This window comes from Polaromonas sp., assembly GCF_031411155.1.
Taxonomy (GTDB): domain Bacteria; phylum Pseudomonadota; class Gammaproteobacteria; order Burkholderiales; family Burkholderiaceae_C; genus Polaromonas.
Window position 1 is genome coordinate 1 of record NZ_JANOAL010000066.1, and the last position, 17,888, is coordinate 17,888.

The window sequence follows — 17,888 nt, forward strand, 5'->3', positions numbered from 1 at the left end:
CTGCACCACGGCCAGCGGCAGCGCCTCGGCATCGACCTTCAGCCCGACCGCCAGCGCCAGCGCCGGCGAGACGTTGCTGCTGATGACCTCATGCAGGCGCAGGGTGTCGGTCCACTTGGCCTCGTCGCCAAAGGTGTCGAAGCGAAAGATCTGCTGGCCCTGCACCACCAGGGCGGCCTGTGCGGCGGCGGCGGGGTCGGGCGGCGCGCTGTCCGAGGAGCCGCCGCATGCCGCCAGCAGGACGGCGGTCATCAAAAGGGCTGGGCCGACAAGGCTGCGGGTGTGCATTGGCATGGGCATGATCGAATCCTTTATCCGGCTGGGGCGGATGGCAGGAACAGTCACCGCTGTTCCTGCCCATTGGATGGATGGCCGGGCGCTGGCGTTCCGGATTTTGGGTGCCAGGCTCAGGGCGGGCCGCATTGATCAGCCGTGGCGGGATACGGAACGACAGAGCGAGAACGCAGGATACTATCATTTTGATAGCAGAATGCGCATATTCCGTATGGACCAGAGCCCGGTTTGACCCCTAAATGCGCAATTCAGCCGGCGTCGCGCGGCTTGTCGGGCCGCGGAATCTTCTTGAAGCGGATCAGGCGGTCGGTTTCAATCTTGTCTTTTTTCACCTGGCGCTCGGCGTCGAGCAACTGCCCGGCGGCCAGCCACTGGGCAAACTCGTCGGGTGTTTCCAGCGTGATGCGACCCAGCGCGCAGGCGCGAAACTCGTGAATCACGATTTCCGCGGCCTTTTGCAGATTGATGCGGCCCTTGGTCAACACGGCGCCGCGCTTGCGGCCAATTTCTTCCAGCATCTGTTCATCGCTGATGCCGGCCGGCACCTCGACCTTGTAGCGCGCCACCAGCGCCTCGGGGTAGTCCTTGATCAGGTAGTCGAGCAGTTCCAGCGCCACTTCTTCCTCGTTGAAGGCATTGCGGCCAATGGCGCCGCTGGCGGCCAGGTTGTAGCCGCTCTTGGTCACGATGATGCGCGGCCACAGCATGCCCGGCGTGTCATACAGGTAAAAGTCGTCGGCCAGCGAGATGCGCTGCTCCAGCTTGGTGATGCCGGCCTCGTCGCCGGTTTTGGTGGCGCGCTTGCCGGTCAGGGTGTTGATCAGGGTGGACTTGCCGACGTTGGGAATGCCGCAAATCAGCACCCGCATCGGCTTGACCATGCCGCCGCGCAGCGGCGCCAGCTCGCGGCAGGCCTGGATCAGCCGGCGCGCCGGCGCGGTTTCGCTGGCGTCGAGTTCTATCGCCCGGGTGGCGGGCAGGCTGTTGTAATACGCCAGCCACAGCGCGGTGCGGGCCGGGTCGGCCAGGTCCTGCTTGTTCAAAACTTTGAGCGCCGGCCGGGCGCTGGTCAGATCGGCCAGCATCGGGTTGGCGCTCGAGCCGGGCAGGCGCGCGTCCAGCAACTCGATCACCACATCAATTTCCTTGATGCGCTCGCTGATCGCTTTCTTGGTCAAATGCATGTGACCGGGGAACCACTGAATCGCCATGGGCTGCTCTTTCTGGACTTTTTTATCGGGGTGCGGCGGCGCCATGCGGGGCGGCTGCGGAGGCGCGGTGGGGCCGGCGCGAATGGGAGAATTGTCGCCGCTTCGGACAATGGAGGAAAATCAGCCCAGGCCAGCACCCCGCAAGGCCGCCCGGCCCACCGCTGTTCACGGCGGCCCGCACCCACCCGATCAAACCATGCCCCTACCCTCTGCCCCCACCCGCCAGCCCAGCAAGGCCAATAGCAAAGCCAACAGCGAACTGCTGTTCAAGGGCATTCTGTGCGCCCTGATTGGCCTGGGCGTGCTGCTGTCGCCCTACTTCATCACCTCGCCCGGCATGCAGGGCATCGTCGCCCAATCGGCACTGGTCGGCTGGTTTGCGCTGGTGCTGGGCTGCGCGTTTATCGGCGTCTATGCCTGGCGGCGCATCGCGGGGCAAAGCGACTCCCGATCCTGAGTGCTATCAATTAAATAGCTGTACACGCCCGTTTCGCCTGGGCTAAAGCCATTTTTTGTCAGCGACCGGGCACCCCGAGGCGCTGCGCCGACACGTACTGCTCGCGATACACCTCGAACGGCATCGAGTCCGAGGCCTCGATCTGCTTTTGCTCGGCGATCGACTGCCGGCTCAGCTCGGTAAAGCGCGCCTGCTGCTCTTCAGACAAAGGCAGACCGCGCAGGGCGGCCTGGGTCTTGAGCGACTGGGCGCGCGCAAACCGCACGAAGGAGTTGGCAAAGTCCTGCGCCATGCTGGCCAGCACGCGGGCAGACGGCAGGCTGTCCGGGTTGGCCAGCGCGGCGCGGGCGGCGTCCAGCGCCTGGCTGTACTGCGCCGTGCCGTGCGCGGCGTCCAGCGCGGCGGCAATCGGCGCGCAGGCGGCCACCACTTCGCCGCCCCAGTCGGTCAGGCTGACCTCGGCGCCGGCGCGCTTGAGCCGCAGACCGGGCTCGCGGCCCCGGGCCGCCGTGTGGTGCTGGTTGTGCTTGAGTTCGGCAATCTCCCCGGGCGTGTCGGGTGGGCTGTCAGACAGCAGGCAGTGCAGCAAAAACACATCGAGAAAGCGCATGGTGGGCGCCGTGATGCCGACCGGCACAAACGGGTCCAGGTCCATCAGCCGCACTTCGATGTATTCAACGCCGCGCTCACGCAGCGCATGCAGCGGCCGCTCGCCCGGAAAGATCACGCGCTTGGGCCGGATCGTGCCGTAAAACTCGTTTTCAATCTGCAGCAAGGTGGTGGCCAGCTGGTTGTAGTCGCCGCCGGGGTTGCGGATGCCGACCGCCTCATAGGCCGGGTAAGGCCGGGTCAGCGCGTCCTGCAGCGAGGCGCCGTAGCCCTCCAGGCTGTTGTAGCTGACGGCCAGCGAGGCCTGCGCATCGCTCTGGTAGCCCAGCCGCCCCATGCGCAGCGAGGTGCCATGCGGCATGTACATGGTGTGCTCGCCCAGCGCCTGCAACTCGTGCGGGCGGCCCGCCACAAAGCTGGAACACACGGCCGGCGAGGCGCCAAACAGGTACAGCAGCAAGAACGCCTGGCGCCGGAAGTTGCGGATCAGCGCAAAGTACTGCTCGTTGCTCAGGCCCGGCAGGGACCAGTTGTAGTGAATGCCCGAGATGGTCTGCATGCGCCGGCCATAGCGGTGCGACAGGCCCATGCGGTAGACGCTCTTGGCGCGCCCGACGTTTGATGCGCCAAAGCGCGCGATCGGAATCGTCTCGTCGGTCGGCAGGCCGCAGGGCATGCTCGACACCCACAGCATCTCGTCGCCAATGTCCTGCATGGCGCGGTAGGTGAACTGGTGGATCTGTGTCAGCTCCTGCAGCGCGGCCTCGACACCCTGGTGCGCGCCGGTGACCAGCTCAACCTGCGACTCGCTGAAGTCGGTGGTGATGCTGGGGTGCGTCAGCGCCGAGCCCAGCGCGGCCGGGTGCGGTGTCAGCGCCAGGCCGCCACCGGGCTGGGCGCGCAGGCTTTCTTTTTCAATGCCGCGGCGCATGCCCTGCAGCTGGGCCGGGCTCAGCGCTTTCAGGCGGTCCTGCAATGTGTTCATGTTGTTATGTACCTGGATGCTTCGATTGGCGTGGAAGTTATCACACGCCCGCGCTTTGCGCAGACCGCCCGCCCCTTGCCTGCACGGCCTGCGGGAATCTGCGGACCGCGCCAGCACTGGCGCGCGGTTCGCGCCATGCGCCAAGTGTGCGTCGAAAAACCCACGATATGCGTCCGAATGCACGGCTCAGGCAGTTTTTGAGGGCGCCGGAGTGCAAGCGGCTTGACTTGCCGGGCCGGCTCAGCGACGATTCGCAAACAACTAGTAACAAAGTATCCAGCTCCCTTGTCTGCAGCCGCAGGCCCCGGAGCCCCAACGGACCAGGCTTTTGCTTCACGAGGGGAAATCAAACAAATGAACAAAATGTTACAAAAACTGTTTGGCGCCAGCCGCAGTGCGCCCGCCAGCAAGCTGCCCGCCAGCAGCCTTGACAATCCCCCCACGATTGAAGATGGCTCGGACAACGCCATGCGCCGCCAGCTGGTGCAGGTGCTGATGCGCGATGTGCTGCGCCGCCACGGCATACCGTCCGAGTGGATTGAGTGCCAGATGCTGGTGGTGTCCAGCACCAGCCGCGGCACCGGCCTGTATGCGCGGCTGGTCATTCGGCATTGGGATCAGCGCCTGATGACTTACGCGCTGGCGTTTCAAAATGCGCTGCGGGCCGACATTGCCCGCTATGAGCCCAACGCCAGCAGCTGGCTGCACGGCATTTCATGGCAACTCGAAATGGACGACGACTGCCCCTACACCACCTTGCCCGACAAGGCGTTCTGGCAGGATGCGCCTGGCCATCATGGCCTGGGCAGCGAGGCTGAGCATGACAACGATGCCAGCAAGGACCTGGAGCGCCTGTTCCGCATTCGCGACCAGGAACTCGCCAACCGGGAAAGCGGCGGCCACGAGCCGGTCGGCTACGAGAAGACCCAGCCGATTTCCCTCTAGGAGATTTCGGCGGGTTCAGCGGTTCCAGCTCATTCAGCTATATTTTTTATAGCTGAATGCGCCCGTTACACCAGGGCTACAGCCATTTTTACTGCCCAGGGGCCAGCACGCGGTTAAGCCAGCGCTGCAGGTCGGCAATCTCTTCCTGGCAGACCGAGTGCTCCATCAGGTACTCGTGCCATTCCACCTCGTAGCCCAGCGCCGTCAGCGCATCGCGCGAGGCGGTGGCGCGCGGCAGCACCACCACGCCGTCGCGGCTGCCATGGGCCAGAAACACCGGCACCGGCTGGCTGGCGGCGCTGCGTTCGGCGGCGGTCATGCCGGCCAGCGGCAGGTAGCCCGACATGCCGACAATGCCGGCCAGCCGCTCGCTATGGCGCAGCCCCACCATCAGCGCCATCGCGCAACCCTGTGAAAAGCCCGCCACCACGATGCGGTGGGCCGGCATGCCGCGCGATTTTTCGTGCGCAATCAGCGCTTCTATCGCCGCCTGCGAGTGGCGCAGCCCGGCCTCGTCCTCGTGCCGCGCCAGATCCGCGCCCAGAATGTCGTACCAGGCCGGCATGACAAAGCCGCCATTGATGGTGACGGCAATGCTGGGCGCGCTCGGAAACAGATAGCGCACCGGGCCGACGCTGGACAAATCCAGCTGCTCGGCAATCGGCAGAAAATCGCGCCCGTCCGCGCCCAGGCCGTGCAGGATGATGATGGTGGCAAGCGGCTGGTCGCCGGTCTGGGCTTCAATGACTTCAAGGGACATGGGGTTTACCGTAGAGTGAAATGGGGCGCCCAGGGCCGCAGCCTGGCCAAACGGGACAAGCCGGATTCTAGTAGCCCCGGCCCAGCGCAGCGGACCGCCAGCGCCCGCCCACCGCTGGCGGGTACGCGGGCAGGACGCCGCCGCAAGACATCCAGCGCGCCGCCGCCGGCGTACCTTCAAAACAGCTTGCGGCACCCTGCCATTGGTCGCATGATGGAATGAACCATTCGCTGACGACAACCCAAGGAGGCATTGCCATGAAAAAAAGTCTTGCCCGTCTGGCTGCCCTGCTGGTCTTGGGCGTGCTGGCATTGCTGACCGTTTCCAGCCTGGCCCAGGCAGCAGCCTTGAGCCCCGCCGACGAAAAAGCCGTGCGCGTCGTGGTGCAGGCGCAGCTGACGGCGTTTGCCAGGGACGATGCCGACAAGGCGTTTTCGTTCGCGGCACCCAATGTGCGCGAAGCGGTCGGCTCGGCCAGCAGCTTTCTGGCCATGGTGCGGCGCAGCTACCCGGTGGTGTACCGGCCAGCCTCGCTGGCCTTTCTCAAGCCCGAGGGCCAGAACGACCAGGCGGTGCAGCGGGTGCAGATGCTGGACGCCAGCGGCGAATCGTGGCTGGCGGTGTACAGCCTGCAGCGCCAGAAAAACAAATCCTGGCGCATCACCGGTTGCGCCGTGCTGGCCAACAAGGGGCGCATGGCCTGAGCCTGCAAGCGTCTTGCCGGCCTCTTCAAAGGTGTCAATTTGAAACAGGCTGGCTGCACAGTCGCACCGGACGACTTGCGCCCCTAAGATGGGGATGCACCAATCCTGCAATCCGCAGCTGTGTACATTTCAAGTCAGGTCATGCCATGCTTTTGAAGAAAACCCTTGTCGCTTTCGGCACCGCCGGCCTTGTCCTGCTGGGCGGCGGACCGGCCGGAGCGCAGGCGGCGACTACTGCCACCACCCCCTCCAGCACCAGCAACCCGCAGGGCGACCGGCTCACGGCCCGCTACAGCGGCTTCGCCGGTTCGCAGGCCAACGCCCAGTCGCTGGTCAGCGGGCTGCGCACCGGGTCAAGCATCACGCTGGCGCCCAGCGCGACGGGCCCCAACGCAGGCGCGCCCGCCGCCAGCTTTTCGCCGGCCAGCGGCAAGATGGGCTATGGCAACATCAACATCGCGCTCTCGCTGGCCAAGGCCAGCCTCGCCAGGGAAGGCATCACCAACCCCACGCCGGCGCAACTTGCGGCGGCGCTGAACGGCGGCAAGATCACCACGGCAAGCGGAACCGTCACCCTGGCCGGTGTGCTTTCGCAAAGGGCAGAGGGCATGGGCTGGGGGAAAATCGCCAAAGGCATGGGCGTCACGCTCGGCTCCCTCGTCAGCGCCTCGCATCCCGAAAAAGGCGACAAAGACGACAGGAGCGCCAGGAAGTCTGAGCACTCGGGCAAAACGGAAAGCATGGCCAGAGCGGATCATGCAGGCCAAGGGCTTGCCTCCAGCAATGATGCCGGTAGCCACGGGAAAGGCGGCAACGCCAGTAGCGGTAACGGCGGTGGTGGCGGCGGCAATGGTGGCGGTGGTAATGGCGGCGGCAACGGCGGCGGTCATAAATAGGTCGGCCTCAACGCTAGCCCGCGTATCAAGCGGCCGCCAGACTCAAGATTCTGGCGGCCTTTTTCTTGCCCCGTCCAGCGCCGGGGGCCGGCTCAATAAGCGCCGAGGTAATCCTTCTTGCCCACCTCGACACCGTTGTGGCGCAGGATGGCGTAAGCCGTGGTGGTGTGAAAAAAGAAATGCGGCAGGCCATAGTTGAGCAGGTAAGACTGGCCGGTAAAACGCTTTTCCTTGGGCGTTCCGGCCTGGGTGACGATTTCGCGCGTGGCGGCTTGCTCAAACTGAGCCGCGTCCAGCCCTTCGATGAAGGCCAGCACCGTGGCAATGCGCGCCTGCAGCTCGGCAAAGGTCTGCTCGCTGTCGTCCAGCTTGGGCACCTCGACGCCCGCCAGCCGGGCCGACACGCTTTTGGCGAAATCGCTGGCCACCTGCACCTGGCGCAGCAGCGCAAACATGTCGGGAAACAGGCGCGCCTGCAGCAACGCGTTGGGGTCGATCTTTTTGGCGGCGGCATGGGCTTCGGCCTTGCGCAAAACCTCCTGGAGGCCGCCCAGCATCTGCTTGAAAACCGGGACGGAGCTGGTGTAGATGAATGAATTGGCGCTGGTCATGATTTCTTTCGATAAAGGTTGATGGAAGGATTCTCGCCGGGTTCGGTGGCGGACGCTTCGGAACGGTGTCAGTCGCCCAAATCGAGGGTAGCTGCCAGCGGCAAGCCGGCTGGCGCTTCGTGGTGGGCCAATACCCAGGCGCGCTGCGTGTGTTCCGACGCGTCCTGCAGGCGCTCGATGACAAAGCCGATGGACGCCTTGTCGAGCGCGGCAAATGGCTCGTCCAGCAGCGTCACGGCGGCGCCCGACGCGAGGGCAGCGGCCAGCCAGACCTTGCGTTTGGAACCACTCGACAGCATGTAGAGCGGCTTGTCCAGGTGCGGCGCCAGCATCAGGCCCCTCACCAGTTCGGCCAGGCCCTGAGAGTCAAACCGGGGATAAAGCTCCGGCAGCGACTTGAAATATTCCAGCGCGGTCAGCTGGTCAAAGGCTTGCGAACGCGGGTCGGCCCAGAACACCTGCTGCCGGTAGGCCAAGGGCTGGTCGGCCAGCGAGATGCCCCTGATCTGCAACTGGCCGGCATCGGCCGGCAAGTCGCCCGCCAGCAGACGCAGCAGCGTGGTCTTGCCGCGCCCATCGCCGCCGCGCAGCAGCGTGACGCCGGGCGGGATGCGCGCTGACCAGCCGGCAAACAGCTCACGTTGCGGGTAACGAAAGCCCAGCCCCTGGACCTGTAAAACGACGGGATGGGTGACGACGGCAGGTTTGATGGGGTGACCCTCTTTTCAATGGAGGTAGAGTGGGTATTGTAGAAACACGGTCCAGACTTTCATTCCGGATTCATGTCCAATAGGCGCATGCCACACCCGCAACACCCGCACCCACCGACCGACACCGAGCAACGCCTGATCGATCTGGAAATCAAGGCCAGCTTCGCCGAAGACCTGCTGGAACGGCTGGACCAGGTCATCATCCGTCAGCAGCAGCAAATTGACAGCCTGCTGCGTGAGGTCGCCGACCTGAGGGAGCGCAGCCCGGCACCGGACACCGGCGAGCCCCGCAGCCTGCGCGATGACCTGCCGCCGCACTACTGATAGACGCGAGCCGCGCGGGTCCGCGGCCCAATTGGTTGACAATCACGGGTTGACCTCACGTTAAAAGCCCATGACCGACATTCCTACCGAAGCTCCTGCAACCACCGACGCCACCAACACGTCTGCGCCCCCCCGTGATCCGGCCAAGCGGCCGGGCCGCGCGCAAGCGGCCCAGCCGGTGCTGGAAAAGCTGTTTGAACTCTATCCGCAGCTGTTTGGCGCAAACTTCCTGCCGCTCAAGCTCGGGATTTTTCAGGACCTGCTGGCCAGCCAGCCCGAGCATTTTCAGCGCGACAGCCTCAAGCTGGCGCTCAGCGTGCACACCCGTTCGACCCGCTACCTGCAATGCGTGGCGGCGGGCAAGCCGCGCCATGACCTGCAGGGTGCGGCGGTGGAAAACGTGGCGCCCGAGCATGTCTACCTGGCGCTGCTCGAACTGTTTCGGCGCCGCCAGGCGCGTGCGCGCGAAGACCTGCGGCCCAAGTTTCGCGCCCAGTTGATCGCCGCGTTCGAGGCCTCGGGCCTGTCGCGCCAGGACTACCAGGCGCGGGTGCAGACCAACGACGCCGACGCCACCGCCCTGCTCGAGGAAGCCCTGGCCGAGCAGGCTGAAAAGCTGGCGCGCCAGGAGGCCCTGCTCAAGGCCTTTGAAGGCAGCGGCAAAACGCTGGAAGAGTTCACCGACATGTACGGCCTGGCGCAGCGCGACGTGATGGCGGCACTGGACAGAAAACGCCGGCTGGGCGCGGCTGCTGCCAGGCCCGCCAACCCGCAGGCCTGAGCCCCCGGCGCCGCTACAGGCTCAGTGCGCCATGTCGCATTGCGGCTGCAGGCGCGGCGCCACGCCTTCGGCCCGGGCCACTTGCAGCGACTGCACCAGCCCCGCCAGCCATTCATCAATCAGCAGCGGGTCATTGATGGTCTTGAGCAGCTGGTAGGCAGCCTCGGCCTCGGGGAAGCGGCGGCGCAAAAAATTGAGCCACTGCTTGAGCCGGCCGGCGCGCGAGCGGGCATCAAGCCGGGTGCAGACGATGTGCCAGAAGTCGGCCAGCAGCGGCACCAGCTGCGGCCAGACCATGCCCGCCGCCGCAGAAGGAAGCAGCGCTGCCCCGTTCATTGAAGCCTTGATCGCCAGCCCCAGGCCGGGGTCGGCCACGGCGCCACGGCCAATCATCAGCATGTCGCAGCCCGAGGCTTCGCGGCAGCGGCGCGCGTCGTCCACGGTCCAGATTTCGCCGTTGGCCACCAGCGGAATCCTGACGACCGCGCGCAGGTCGGCTATGCGCTCCCAGTAGGCCGGTGGCCGGTAGGCCTGGGCCTTGGTGCGGGCATGCACCACCAGCTCGTCGGCGCCGTTTTCGGCAATCGCCAGTGCGCACTCCAGCGCCCGCGAATCATCGCTGTAACCCAGCCGCATCTTGGCCGACACCGGCATGTGCGCGGGCACCGCGCGGCGCACGGCGCGGACGATGGCGGCAATGGTTTCGGGCTCGTTCAGCAAGGCGGCGCCGCCACCGTGGCGATTGACCACCGCCGCCGGGCAGCCGAAGTTCAGGTCAATGCCGGCCGGCCCCAGCGCGGCCAGTCGCGCGGCGTTTTCGGCCAGGCAAACCGGGTCCGAGCCCAGCAGCTGCGCGCGCACCGGCACCCCGGCCAAGGTGCGGCCGCCGTTGTGCAGCTCGGGCACGATGCGGGTGAACACGCGCTCGGGCAGCAGCTGGTCGGTGATGCGGATGAATTCGGAGACGCAGCGGTCTATGCCGCCCACCCGCGTCAGCACGTCGCGCAGCACGAAGTCGAGCAGGCCTTCCATGGGCGCCAGCAAAATCGTCATGGCGCGGACAGGTCTTCAGGCAGCGGCCAGGCGCCAGAGCGAGGTGACTTCGGCGGCGCGGGCGGCGTGCAGCGGGTCGGTGGGGTCGCTCGCCTTCGGGTGCTGCGGCGTGGCGTCCATGCGGTCCAGCACCTTCAGCCCGGCGCCCGCGATGGCGGCCAGCAGTTCGGTGCGGCTGCGCAGGCCCAGGTGCTCGGCCAGGTCCGACAGAATCAGCCAGCCCTCGCCGCCCGGCGCCAGGTGCGCCGCCAGGCCATTCAGGAAGCCCAGCAGCATGCGGCTGTCTTCGTCGTACACCGCCTGCTCAATCGGCGATGCGGGGCGCGCCGGCAGCCACGGCGGGTTGCAGACGATGATGTTGGCCTTGCCCTCGGGGAAAAGATTGGCTTCGCGCACTTCGACCTGCGGAAAACCAAGCCGTTTGAGGTTGTCGCGCGCGCAGGCCAGCGCGCGCGCATCCAGGTCGGTCGCCACCACCCGCTGCACGCCGCTGCGCAGGGCCAGCACGGCGGCCAGCACGCCGGTGCCGGTGCCGATGTCAAAAGCGACCAGGTCTGCGGTGCCTTCGGGCACGGGCACCTGAGCCACCAGCGCGATGTATTCGCCGCGCACCGGCGAAAAAACACCGTAATGCGGATGGACGCGGTTGTGCGGCCCGTCTTCACCCAGCGCCGCGATGGCAACCCCCTTGCGGCGCCACTCGTGGGCGCTGATGAGGCCCATCAACTCGCGCAGCGACGCGACCGAAGCGATAGGGGCGCGATTTGATGTGGAAGCAAGTCCCGCCGACAGGCCGCCCTTAGGCGGGACAGCCTCCTCGGGGGGCAGCGCAGTACGCGAAGCGACAAGCGTGGGGGCCGCAATTCCCCAGGCTTCGGCGCAGGCTTTTTTGGCGTCGGGCGCCCGGCGCAGCGGGATGCCGTAATCCGCGTCAAACGGAATCAGCACCATGCCCAGCACGCGCGCGCGCTGCGCCTGGGCCTGGCGATGCAGGTGAAAGGCTTGCGGGAAAACCGGTGCCGGGGCGGCGGCCTCAACACTTGGGGCGCCGGCCTTGTGGCGTTTGTCGCGTTTGGGTTTGGGCGGCTTGTCGGCGCGCCGCGCCAGCGCCTGCAGCAGGTGGCGCGCATTCTGAAAGTCGCCGCGCCAGAGCAGGCCGGTGCCCTCGCAGGCCAGCCGGTAAGCCGTGTCGGCCGCCATGCTGTCGTCGGCCAGCACCACGCGCCTGGGTGCCGGCGCGCCGCGCTCCGAGCGCCAGCGCGCCGTGCGGGCTTCCCCGGCTTCGGTCCAGCCAATGACGGGCGGCACACCGGCCTGGCCGGGCAAACTGGAGGCGGCAAGAGAGGAAGAAGGAGAAGAAGAAGTGGGCATCAGCAGGGCAAACACAAAAAAGGGAGTGCACCGTTTTAACAGATGGACGGCTGTGGGCTGGTCGCAAAAGCCCCGCACAGACGCCCCAGCCGCGGGAAAAGGCATCAAACTGGCCGCTAGCCCTTTCAAAACGCGCGTAGGCAGCTATTGTTTTTATAGCAACTGTAGCCGGGCACCGCACCCGCGCGCAGACCCGTGCGCGCCGCGCTTCCTACACCGCGCATCATCCCCTGCCTACAGACGGCTGCCCGCTGGCCGGTTAAGTTCAGGGCACACGCTGCGAAAGATCTCCCATGCCCCGATTCCACGCCATCAATGACCCCTTGCCCCCATTGCCCACCCTGACCAGCGGTGACAGCCGCAAGGCGATTGAGCAGCGCGCCCGCGAGGCGGCGATGCCGCCCTCGCCGGCCCAGAAAGGCCGCTGGCCTTTTCCGGTCGTCCCGGTGATGCAGGCCGGGCCGGCGCCGGGTGTCAGCGGGCCGGCAGAGCCTGCCGCCCCATCCGCTTGACCAGGGTCACGACCAGCAGCACCAAAGCCCCGGCCAGCAGGCCGACCAGACCATCCAGCAGCAGCGGCGTCAACGACTCCAGCAGGCCGCCCACCACCCCGCCGACCTCCCCCAGACGCTGCGCCAGCGCCTCGATGGCGTGGCCCAGTGGCGCCAAGCCATGCGTCAAAATGCCGCCGCCCACCAGAAACATCGCCACGGTGCCGGCCACCGACAGGCCCTTCATCAGCCACGGCGCCGCCCGCAAAATACCCCGCCCCAGGCCGCGCTGCGCGGACAGCCAGACACCGCTGCCGGTGCGCTCACTGAGGTATTGCCCGCCGTCATCAAGCTTGACAATGCCGCCCACCAGACCGTAAACGCCAATCGTCATCAAAATGGCGATGCCGCCCAGCACAGAGACCTGGGTGATGAAGGGGCTGCCCTGCACCGTGCCCAGGGTGATGGCAATGATTTCGGCGGACAGAATAAAGTCGGTGCGCACCGCGCCCTTGATCTTGTCTTTTTCAAGCGCCAGCAAATCAACCGTGGGGTCGGCCAGCGCATGGACCACGGCTTCATGGTGGGCCGCCTCTTCCCCGGGGCTGTGCAGATAGTGGTGGGCCAGCTTTTCAAAGCCCTCGAAGCACAAAAACGCGCCGCCCAGCATCAGCAGCGGCGTCACCGCCCAGGGCGCAAAGGCGCTGATGGCCAGCGCCGCCGGCACCAGAATCGCCTTGTTGAGAAACGAGCCCCTGGCCACGGCCCAGACCACCGGCAGTTCGCGCTCGGCCCGCACGCCCGAGACCTGCTGCGCATTGAGCGCCAGATCGTCGCCCAGCACACCCGCGGTTTTTTTGGCCGCCACCTTGGACAGCAGGGCCACATCGTCCAGCACCGAGGCGATGTCGTCAATTAATGCAATGAGGCTGCTGGCCATGAAATTTTTCCGAAGCAGGCGGACCAAGCCGGGTTGAACACAAGCCGCTGAACGTTTGCTTGCAATGCATTTTCAGCGCCAGCGAAGGGTAACGCAGAATTTGCCGATCTTCATCACTGCAAGCGGACCCATGGCTGCTCCACCACGACTTTCCCTCCGGCCTGGCGCCATGTCCCCGGCCTTCACGCTTGCCCTGACGGCCCTGGTCCTGACCGCCTGCGGCGGCGGCTCGGACGGCGGCTCGGGCACGACGGCGCCGCTGCCGGCGCCGGTGGCCACCACCGCGCAGACCACCAGCGTACCTGCCAGCCCCACCGTCAGTCCCGCCAGCATCGACGCGAATTGCGGCCTCAACAGCCCAGGCGGCATCCAGGCCGAGGTGCTGCAGCGGGTCAACGCCCTGCGCAGCACCGGCGCGGTCTGCGGCGCAACCAGCTACCCGGCCACCACGCCGCTAATTTGGAACAGTCTGTTACTGAAAGCGGCCACCGGCCATTCGGCCGACATGGCCAGCAACAACTATTTTTCACACACCAGCCTGGACGGCAGAACCCTGTCGCAGCGGGTATTGGCCGCGGGCTACAACTACAGTGCAGCCGGTGAAAACATCGCCGCCGGCCAGCGCAGCGTCGAAAGCGCGATGGCGGGCTGGATCAACAGCCCCGGCCACTGCCAGAACCTGATGGAGCCGCTGTTCCGGGACATAGCGGTGGCCTGTGTGCGCAACGACAGCGCCACCTACAGCTACTACTGGACCATGGACCTGGGCCGCACACGCTAAGGCCCGGCGCAGCGCCCGCGCACCCTCGTTCAACGCGAGGTCAGGCGGCCCAGGATGAAGCCCAGCGCCAGCGCCGCGCCCACCGCCTCCAGCGGTCTTTCCTGAATCCAGGATTTCGACTGCTCCAGGGCCTGCACCGGCGCTTCGGTCAGGCGCCGGGTCTGGTCCGAAAAACGGTCCGCGACCTGGGCCGCATTGCTGGCCAGCTTGTCCACCGTCTGATGCGCGGCCGTTGAAAGCCGGTCCACCGTGCTGCGTGCCGGGTCGGCCATCTTGTCGATGCCGCCGTGCAGCGCCGCACCGGCGCTGTCCACGCCGCGCTTGACGGCATTGGCCGAGGCTTCGTTGCTCGAATCTGCGGAGGGTATGTCCATGATGCTTCCTTCAAAAAGTTCGTCCAAAAACCAGCGAATCGCCAGATTGTAAAAAGCGACTCTTTGCCAGTCTGTGCGGCGCCGCGGGGCCTGCGTGTAGGACAACAGAGGGTTTGCAGCCGGCTGCGGTAAAGCCGGCTTGTCAGTAGGGGCCGACAGCAAAAATAGTTGTCCTGGCAGGCTGCGCAGCCGGCCAAAAGCTGTCACCATAAAGTGTTGAAGGAGGTTTCACCATGGTCATGTTTGCCAACCCCGCCCACAGCATGCCAGACGCTGACGACACCGTCATCACGGACATCAGCTGCATCTACTACCTCACCGACAGCGAGCAGCCGCGCCAAAAACCCGTACCCGAAGAGGACACGCAGGAAGACGATGGCCTGGAGCTGCCGGTCAGCCCCGACGAGGGCGCGCCGCTGATTCCCGACGACGATGAACGGGTGATCAACGTGCCGTCCTGAACGGCCCGGCGCGCCGGGCAACGCTGTTAGTCGACCGCGCGCTTGAGGCGGATTTCTTCGAGCTTGACGCTGCCAAAGGCCACGGTTTTGAGCGAGGGCATTTCGCGCTTGAAGCCGGCGGCCTGCTCGCAAAAGCGCAGGGCGCGCTCGTTGCGCAGCAGCACCCAGAGCGTGACCTGGGTGCAGCCCTCTTCCTTCAGGCCCTCGCGCGCGCCATCCCACAAGGCCAGGCCGGCGCCCTGGCCCCAGTGCCCGGGCGCCACGTACAAGGCCCAGATTTCGCCCGTGGTGGACCGGGTGCCGGCATCGCGCGAACGGTCAAAGCCGACAAAGCCGATGACCTGGTCGCCCTCGGTGGCCACCAGCAGCTGCGGCTCGATGAACTCGATGGCTTCGCGCCAGTAGGCCTGGCGCTTTTCCACCGTCATGCCGTGCAGAAAGTCCGACGGCATCAGGTCGGCGTAGGCGGCTTGCCAGGTGGCCACATGGATTTCGGCAATGGCTTTGGCATCGCGGGCGGTGGCGGGACGAACGGAGTAGCTGGGCATTAAAAAATCGCTTGTGTGTCGGTGAAAAAGATCAGCCGGGGAAAAGCAGGGAAAACCCCGAAAGGAGGAAGATTGTCGCGCAAATCGCACCGGCACCCGCAACGGGGCGCCGCCACGCGACCGGCCAGGGCGCGCGGCAGCCGCTCTGGGGTAAATTCGGGCCAGCCTCTTGCCTGACCTTGCCACCCCTGTACCCATGTCTTCCAGCACCCCGGCTGCTTCGGATTGCGTTTTCACCGCCCGCATCGCGCCGGCCGGTCCGAGCTTTGCCGCGCCCGCAGCGTTGCCGCTGCTGCAAGCGGCCCAGCGCGCGGGCCTGGAGTTGCCCAGTTCCTGCCGCAACGGCACCTGCCGCAGCTGCATTTGCCTGCTGCACAACGGCCAGGTGCTGTACCGCATCGCCTGGCCGGGCCTGAGCGCCGAGGAAAAGCAGGAGGGCTTCATCCTGCCCTGCGTGGCCTATCCGGCGTCGGATGTGGTGCTGGAGCTGCCGGTTTAAGCGCAGGCCGCGCGGCATGTAGTGTTTTGTCAAATAACCGTGCCAGCATGGCGCCATGCACGCTTTTCCCCGCACGCCCGACCCCGACGCCACCTTTGAGGAACACGAAGATTTCAAGGCGATTTTGCGGGCCGGCAGCGAGCAGTTCGAGATTGAGACCGTGGCCGAAATCCACACCGCCGGCCCGACGTTTGCGCTCTACAGCGCCAGCATCGGCTCGCGCGACCCGCAGGCGCCGGCGCTGGGGTTTTTTGGCGGCATTCACGGCCTGGAGCGCATCGGCACGCAGTTGATCCTGCACTACATGCGGGGGCTGCTGTTCCGACTGGCGTGGGACACGCTGCTGCAGCAGCAACTGCAGCGCATCCGGCTGGTCTTCATGCCCATCGTCAACCCCGGCGGCATGTGGGCGCAGACGCGGGCCAACCCCAGCGGTGTGGATTTGATGCGCAACGCGCCGCAACGGGCCGATGGCCAGGTGCCGTTTCTGGCCGGTGGGCAAACCTTGAGCCCGCTGCTGCCCTGGTACTGTGGCCGCCCCGGCGCGGCCATGGAAACGGAAAGCGCGGCCGTGCTCAAGGTGGTGCGGGAGCAGCTGGCCTGCCGGCCCTTCAGCCTGGCACTGGACTGCCACTCGGGTTACGGCTTTGCCGACAGCCTGTGGTTTCCCTATGCCAAAACCCGGCGGCCGATGGCGCATCTGCCCGAGATGTTTGCCCTCAAGACCCTGCTGGAGCAAGCCATGCCGCACCATGACTACCGCTTTGAACCGCAAAGCAGGCAGTACCTGCTGCATGGCGACCTGTGGGACCACGCCTATGACCAGGCGCCCGATGGCAACCTGTTTTTGCCGATGACGCTGGAGCTGGGCTCGTGGTTGTGGATACGCAAAAACCCGCGCCAGCTGTTTTCACGCCACGGCATCTTCAACCCGATCAAGGCGCACCGCATCCGGCGCGTGCTGCGCCGCCATGCCGACCTGCTGGACTTTCTGGCGCGCATCGCCTATGCCGCGCCCGGCTGGCTGCCCGAGGCCGGGCGGCGCGCCCAGCTGCAGCAACAGGCGGCCGCGCACTGGCGGCCCGGGCGCACGCCATGAGCGGGGCCACGCCATGACCTGGGTGCTGCTACGCGGTCTGACGCGCGAGGCGCGGCACTGGGGCGACTTTGCGCCGCAATGGGCGCGGGTCGTGGGCGCGGACACGGACGCGAATGCGAATCCGGATGGGCGCCGGGATCAGGTGCTGGCGCTGGACCTGCCCGGCAATGGCGAGTTTCGCGGGCTAGCCTCGCCGCGCAGCGTGCGGGCCATGGTGGCCTTTGCGCGCCGGCAGTTGCAGGCCAGGGGCTGCGCGCCGCCCTATCGCCTGTTGGCGATGTCGCTCGGCGGCATGGTGGCGGCCGACTGGGCCCAGCGTTATCCGCGCGAGGTGACGCGGCTGGTGCTGATCAACACCAGCATGCGGCCCTTCGGCGGCGCCAGCGACCGGCTGCGCCCCGGCAGCTGGCTGGCGCTGTTGCGGCTGGCCGCGCGCTGGCACGACGCCGACGCTGCCGAACGCCTGATTCACCGGCTCACCAGCAGGCGCATGGCGACGCGCGAGGACGACCTGGCGGCGTGGCGGCGGATTCGCCAGAGCGCGCCGGTCAGCGCGACCAACGCCTGCCGCCAGCTCTGGGCCGCGGCGTGCTTCGGCAGTGCGGTCGCCGCGCCGCCCTGTCCGGTGCTGGTCCTGTCGTCGGCCGCCGACCGGCTGGTGCATCCGCAGTGCTCCGCGCGTCTGGCCGGCGCCTGGGGCGCATGCCATCGGCAACACCCCTGGGCCGGCCACGATTTGCCGCACGACGCGCCTGAGTGGGTCTGCCAGCAGCTCACGGACTGGTTGGCTTCGACCTGAGATTGCTATACTTTTAATAGCTAACCAGCAGTGTTTTTATTGGGCTAGCCCGGATATTTCACCGTAGTAGGCCGTAAAACGAGAACGGCATTGCCCTTGTATGCTCGAAAATCGAGGTGTCGAATCTTGATCAAGCGAGCGAGCAATGCCGAAGCCAAACTGTACCGAAGAAATTGACGTTGGAG

At 66.3% G+C, this 17,888-nt stretch carries 23 protein-coding genes and 1 pseudogene; 13 read left to right on the plus strand and 11 right to left on the minus strand.

The window, feature by feature from the left end:
* Positions 1-300: pseudogene (locus RMO23_RS03735) on the minus strand (hypothetical protein); the annotation flags it as partial.
* Between RMO23_RS03735 and RMO23_RS03740 the strand changes: the two are divergent.
* Positions 299-526: a hypothetical protein gene (locus RMO23_RS03740; protein WP_309678759.1), complete on the plus strand. Its 228-nt coding sequence runs from the start codon at positions 299-301 to the stop codon at positions 524-526. The pseudogene RMO23_RS03735 and the gene RMO23_RS03740 sit on opposite strands and share 2 nt — an antisense overlap.
* Before the next feature lie 16 nt (positions 527-542).
* Here RMO23_RS03740 and ylqF read toward each other — a convergent pair whose 3' ends face one another.
* Positions 543-1,505 (minus strand): ribosome biogenesis GTPase YlqF, encoded by a 963-nt coding sequence (gene ylqF, locus RMO23_RS03745; protein WP_309678780.1) that lies wholly within the window; start codon positions 1,503-1,505, stop codon positions 543-545.
* Positions 1,506-1,701: 196 nt separating this feature from the next.
* On the opposite strand from ylqF, the gene RMO23_RS03750 reads away from it, so the two are divergent.
* Positions 1,702-1,962 (plus strand): hypothetical protein, encoded by a 261-nt coding sequence (locus tag RMO23_RS03750; RefSeq protein ID WP_309678760.1) that lies wholly within the window; start codon positions 1,702-1,704, stop codon positions 1,960-1,962.
* Positions 1,963-2,020: 58 nt separating this feature from the next.
* Here RMO23_RS03750 and gshA read toward each other — a convergent pair whose 3' ends face one another.
* A complete protein-coding gene (gene gshA, locus RMO23_RS03755) occupies positions 2,021-3,556 on the minus strand; it encodes a glutamate--cysteine ligase (RefSeq protein WP_309678761.1) in 1,536 nt (511 codons plus the stop codon).
* Positions 3,557-3,910: 354 nt separating this feature from the next.
* Between gshA and RMO23_RS03760 the strand changes: the two genes are divergently transcribed.
* A complete protein-coding gene (locus tag RMO23_RS03760) occupies positions 3,911-4,501 on the plus strand; it encodes a hypothetical protein (RefSeq protein WP_309678762.1) in 591 nt (196 codons plus the stop codon).
* Positions 4,502-4,589: 88 nt separating this feature from the next.
* On the opposite strand, the gene RMO23_RS03765 is transcribed toward RMO23_RS03760, so the two are convergent.
* Positions 4,590-5,261 carry an alpha/beta hydrolase gene (locus tag RMO23_RS03765; protein ID WP_309678763.1) on the minus strand — a complete coding sequence of 224 codons (672 nt, stop codon included), beginning with the start codon at positions 5,259-5,261 and terminating at the stop codon, positions 4,590-4,592.
* Positions 5,262-5,518: 257 nt separating this feature from the next.
* Between RMO23_RS03765 and RMO23_RS03770 the strand changes: the two genes are divergently transcribed.
* Together RMO23_RS03770 and RMO23_RS03775 are read left to right on the plus strand one after the other, a co-directional pair.
* A complete protein-coding gene (locus RMO23_RS03770) occupies positions 5,519-5,965 on the plus strand; it encodes a DUF4864 domain-containing protein (RefSeq protein ID WP_309678764.1) in 447 nt (148 codons plus the stop codon).
* Positions 5,966-6,111: 146 nt separating this feature from the next.
* Positions 6,112-6,861 (plus strand): hypothetical protein, encoded by a 750-nt coding sequence (locus RMO23_RS03775; protein ID WP_309678765.1) that lies wholly within the window; start codon positions 6,112-6,114, stop codon positions 6,859-6,861.
* A 92-nt stretch (positions 6,862-6,953) separates the two neighbouring features.
* On the opposite strand, the gene RMO23_RS03780 is transcribed toward RMO23_RS03775, so the two are convergent.
* Positions 6,954-7,472 carry a DUF1993 domain-containing protein gene (locus tag RMO23_RS03780; protein WP_309678766.1) on the minus strand — a complete coding sequence of 173 codons (519 nt, stop codon included), beginning with the start codon at positions 7,470-7,472 and terminating at the stop codon, positions 6,954-6,956.
* Positions 7,473-7,540: 68 nt separating this feature from the next.
* Positions 7,541-8,107, minus strand: a complete 567-nt coding sequence (locus tag RMO23_RS03785) for an ATP-binding cassette domain-containing protein (protein WP_309678781.1) — start codon at positions 8,105-8,107, stop codon at positions 7,541-7,543.
* Between the two features lie 162 nt (positions 8,108-8,269).
* Between RMO23_RS03785 and RMO23_RS03790 the strand changes: the two genes are divergently transcribed.
* Positions 8,270-8,506 (plus strand): SlyX family protein, encoded by a 237-nt coding sequence (locus tag RMO23_RS03790; RefSeq protein WP_309678767.1) that lies wholly within the window; start codon positions 8,270-8,272, stop codon positions 8,504-8,506.
* A 70-nt stretch (positions 8,507-8,576) separates the two neighbouring features.
* Entirely contained in the window at positions 8,577-9,287 is a 711-nt protein-coding gene (locus tag RMO23_RS03795; protein ID WP_309678768.1) for a ProQ/FINO family protein, read from the plus strand.
* 21 nt (positions 9,288-9,308) lie between these two features.
* Here RMO23_RS03795 and RMO23_RS03800 read toward each other — a convergent pair whose 3' ends face one another.
* Both RMO23_RS03800 and RMO23_RS03805 read right to left on the minus strand, forming a co-directional pair.
* The gene (locus RMO23_RS03800; protein WP_309678769.1) at positions 9,309-10,340 is read right to left on the minus strand and encodes a tRNA-dihydrouridine synthase; all 1,032 of its coding nucleotides are present in this window, start codon (positions 10,338-10,340) and stop codon (positions 9,309-9,311) included.
* A gap of 15 nt (positions 10,341-10,355) precedes the next feature.
* Entirely contained in the window at positions 10,356-11,711 is a 1,356-nt protein-coding gene (locus RMO23_RS03805) for a class I SAM-dependent methyltransferase (RefSeq protein ID WP_309678770.1), read from the minus strand.
* A gap of 293 nt (positions 11,712-12,004) precedes the next feature.
* Here RMO23_RS03805 and RMO23_RS03810 point away from each other — a divergent pair, with 293 nt between their 5' ends.
* Positions 12,005-12,223, plus strand: coding sequence for a hypothetical protein (locus tag RMO23_RS03810; RefSeq protein WP_309678771.1), 219 nt, complete (start codon positions 12,005-12,007; stop codon positions 12,221-12,223).
* Here the strand turns inward: RMO23_RS03810 and RMO23_RS03815 are convergent.
* The gene (locus RMO23_RS03815) at positions 12,186-13,142 is read right to left on the minus strand and encodes a DUF808 domain-containing protein (protein WP_309678772.1); all 957 of its coding nucleotides are present in this window, start codon (positions 13,140-13,142) and stop codon (positions 12,186-12,188) included. The two genes, RMO23_RS03810 and RMO23_RS03815, sit on opposite strands and share 38 nt — an antisense overlap.
* 169 nt (positions 13,143-13,311) lie before the next feature.
* On the opposite strand from RMO23_RS03815, the gene RMO23_RS03820 reads away from it, so the two are divergent.
* On the plus strand, positions 13,312-13,923 hold the full coding sequence (locus RMO23_RS03820; RefSeq protein WP_309678773.1) for a CAP domain-containing protein: 612 nt from the start codon (positions 13,312-13,314) through the stop codon (positions 13,921-13,923).
* Between the two features lie 29 nt (positions 13,924-13,952).
* On the opposite strand, the gene RMO23_RS03825 is transcribed toward RMO23_RS03820, so the two are convergent.
* Positions 13,953-14,297 (minus strand): hypothetical protein, encoded by a 345-nt coding sequence (locus tag RMO23_RS03825; RefSeq protein WP_309678774.1) that lies wholly within the window; start codon positions 14,295-14,297, stop codon positions 13,953-13,955.
* A gap of 233 nt (positions 14,298-14,530) precedes the next feature.
* Between RMO23_RS03825 and RMO23_RS03830 the strand changes: the two genes are divergently transcribed.
* Positions 14,531-14,758 carry a hypothetical protein gene (locus tag RMO23_RS03830; protein WP_309678775.1) on the plus strand — a complete coding sequence of 76 codons (228 nt, stop codon included), beginning with the start codon at positions 14,531-14,533 and terminating at the stop codon, positions 14,756-14,758.
* A gap of 26 nt (positions 14,759-14,784) precedes the next feature.
* On the opposite strand, the gene RMO23_RS03835 is transcribed toward RMO23_RS03830, so the two are convergent.
* Positions 14,785-15,306, minus strand: coding sequence for a GNAT family N-acetyltransferase (locus RMO23_RS03835; protein ID WP_309678776.1), 522 nt, complete (start codon positions 15,304-15,306; stop codon positions 14,785-14,787).
* 196 nt (positions 15,307-15,502) lie between these two features.
* Here RMO23_RS03835 and RMO23_RS03840 point away from each other — a divergent pair, with 196 nt between their 5' ends.
* The 3 genes from RMO23_RS03840 to RMO23_RS03850 are packed head-to-tail and all read left to right on the plus strand — an operon-like array spanning position 15,503 to position 17,703.
* Complete coding sequence (locus RMO23_RS03840) at positions 15,503-15,805, plus strand: 2Fe-2S iron-sulfur cluster-binding protein (RefSeq protein WP_309678777.1); 303 nt, start codon at positions 15,503-15,505, stop codon at positions 15,803-15,805.
* A 55-nt stretch (positions 15,806-15,860) separates the two neighbouring features.
* Entirely contained in the window at positions 15,861-16,904 is a 1,044-nt protein-coding gene (locus RMO23_RS03845; protein WP_309678778.1) for a M14 family zinc carboxypeptidase, read from the plus strand.
* A gap of 13 nt (positions 16,905-16,917) precedes the next feature.
* Positions 16,918-17,703 (plus strand): alpha/beta hydrolase, encoded by a 786-nt coding sequence (locus RMO23_RS03850; protein ID WP_309678779.1) that lies wholly within the window; start codon positions 16,918-16,920, stop codon positions 17,701-17,703.
* The last annotated feature ends 185 nt before the right edge of the window (positions 17,704-17,888 follow it).

Bases quoted from the DNA above. Each gene is read 5' to 3' on its own strand.
- RMO23_RS03740 (WP_309678759.1), top strand. From the start codon at position 299: ATGATCGAATCCTTTATCCGGCTGGGGCGGATGGCAGGAACAGTCACC.
- ylqF (WP_309678780.1), bottom strand. From the start codon at position 1,505: ATGGCGATTCAGTGGTTCCCCGGTCACATGCATTTGACCAAGAAAGCG.
- RMO23_RS03750 (WP_309678760.1), top strand. From the start codon at position 1,702: ATGCCCCTACCCTCTGCCCCCACCCGCCAGCCCAGCAAGGCCAATAGC.
- gshA (WP_309678761.1), bottom strand. From the start codon at position 3,556: ATGAACACATTGCAGGACCGCCTGAAAGCGCTGAGCCCGGCCCAGCTG.
- RMO23_RS03760 (WP_309678762.1), top strand. From the start codon at position 3,911: ATGAACAAAATGTTACAAAAACTGTTTGGCGCCAGCCGCAGTGCGCCC.
- RMO23_RS03765 (WP_309678763.1), bottom strand. From the start codon at position 5,261: ATGTCCCTTGAAGTCATTGAAGCCCAGACCGGCGACCAGCCGCTTGCC.
- RMO23_RS03770 (WP_309678764.1), top strand. From the start codon at position 5,519: ATGAAAAAAAGTCTTGCCCGTCTGGCTGCCCTGCTGGTCTTGGGCGTG.
- RMO23_RS03775 (WP_309678765.1), top strand. From the start codon at position 6,112: ATGCTTTTGAAGAAAACCCTTGTCGCTTTCGGCACCGCCGGCCTTGTC.
- RMO23_RS03780 (WP_309678766.1), bottom strand. From the start codon at position 7,472: ATGACCAGCGCCAATTCATTCATCTACACCAGCTCCGTCCCGGTTTTC.
- RMO23_RS03790 (WP_309678767.1), top strand. From the start codon at position 8,270: ATGCCACACCCGCAACACCCGCACCCACCGACCGACACCGAGCAACGC.
- RMO23_RS03795 (WP_309678768.1), top strand. From the start codon at position 8,577: ATGACCGACATTCCTACCGAAGCTCCTGCAACCACCGACGCCACCAAC.
- RMO23_RS03800 (WP_309678769.1), bottom strand. From the start codon at position 10,340: ATGACGATTTTGCTGGCGCCCATGGAAGGCCTGCTCGACTTCGTGCTG.
- RMO23_RS03805 (WP_309678770.1), bottom strand. From the start codon at position 11,711: ATGCCCACTTCTTCTTCTCCTTCTTCCTCTCTTGCCGCCTCCAGTTTG.
- RMO23_RS03810 (WP_309678771.1), top strand. From the start codon at position 12,005: ATGCCCCGATTCCACGCCATCAATGACCCCTTGCCCCCATTGCCCACC.
- RMO23_RS03815 (WP_309678772.1), bottom strand. From the start codon at position 13,142: ATGGCCAGCAGCCTCATTGCATTAATTGACGACATCGCCTCGGTGCTG.
- RMO23_RS03820 (WP_309678773.1), top strand. From the start codon at position 13,312: ATGTCCCCGGCCTTCACGCTTGCCCTGACGGCCCTGGTCCTGACCGCC.
- RMO23_RS03825 (WP_309678774.1), bottom strand. From the start codon at position 14,297: ATGGACATACCCTCCGCAGATTCGAGCAACGAAGCCTCGGCCAATGCC.
- RMO23_RS03830 (WP_309678775.1), top strand. From the start codon at position 14,531: ATGGTCATGTTTGCCAACCCCGCCCACAGCATGCCAGACGCTGACGAC.
- RMO23_RS03835 (WP_309678776.1), bottom strand. From the start codon at position 15,306: ATGCCCAGCTACTCCGTTCGTCCCGCCACCGCCCGCGATGCCAAAGCC.
- RMO23_RS03840 (WP_309678777.1), top strand. From the start codon at position 15,503: ATGTCTTCCAGCACCCCGGCTGCTTCGGATTGCGTTTTCACCGCCCGC.
- RMO23_RS03845 (WP_309678778.1), top strand. From the start codon at position 15,861: ATGCACGCTTTTCCCCGCACGCCCGACCCCGACGCCACCTTTGAGGAA.
- RMO23_RS03850 (WP_309678779.1), top strand. From the start codon at position 16,918: ATGACCTGGGTGCTGCTACGCGGTCTGACGCGCGAGGCGCGGCACTGG.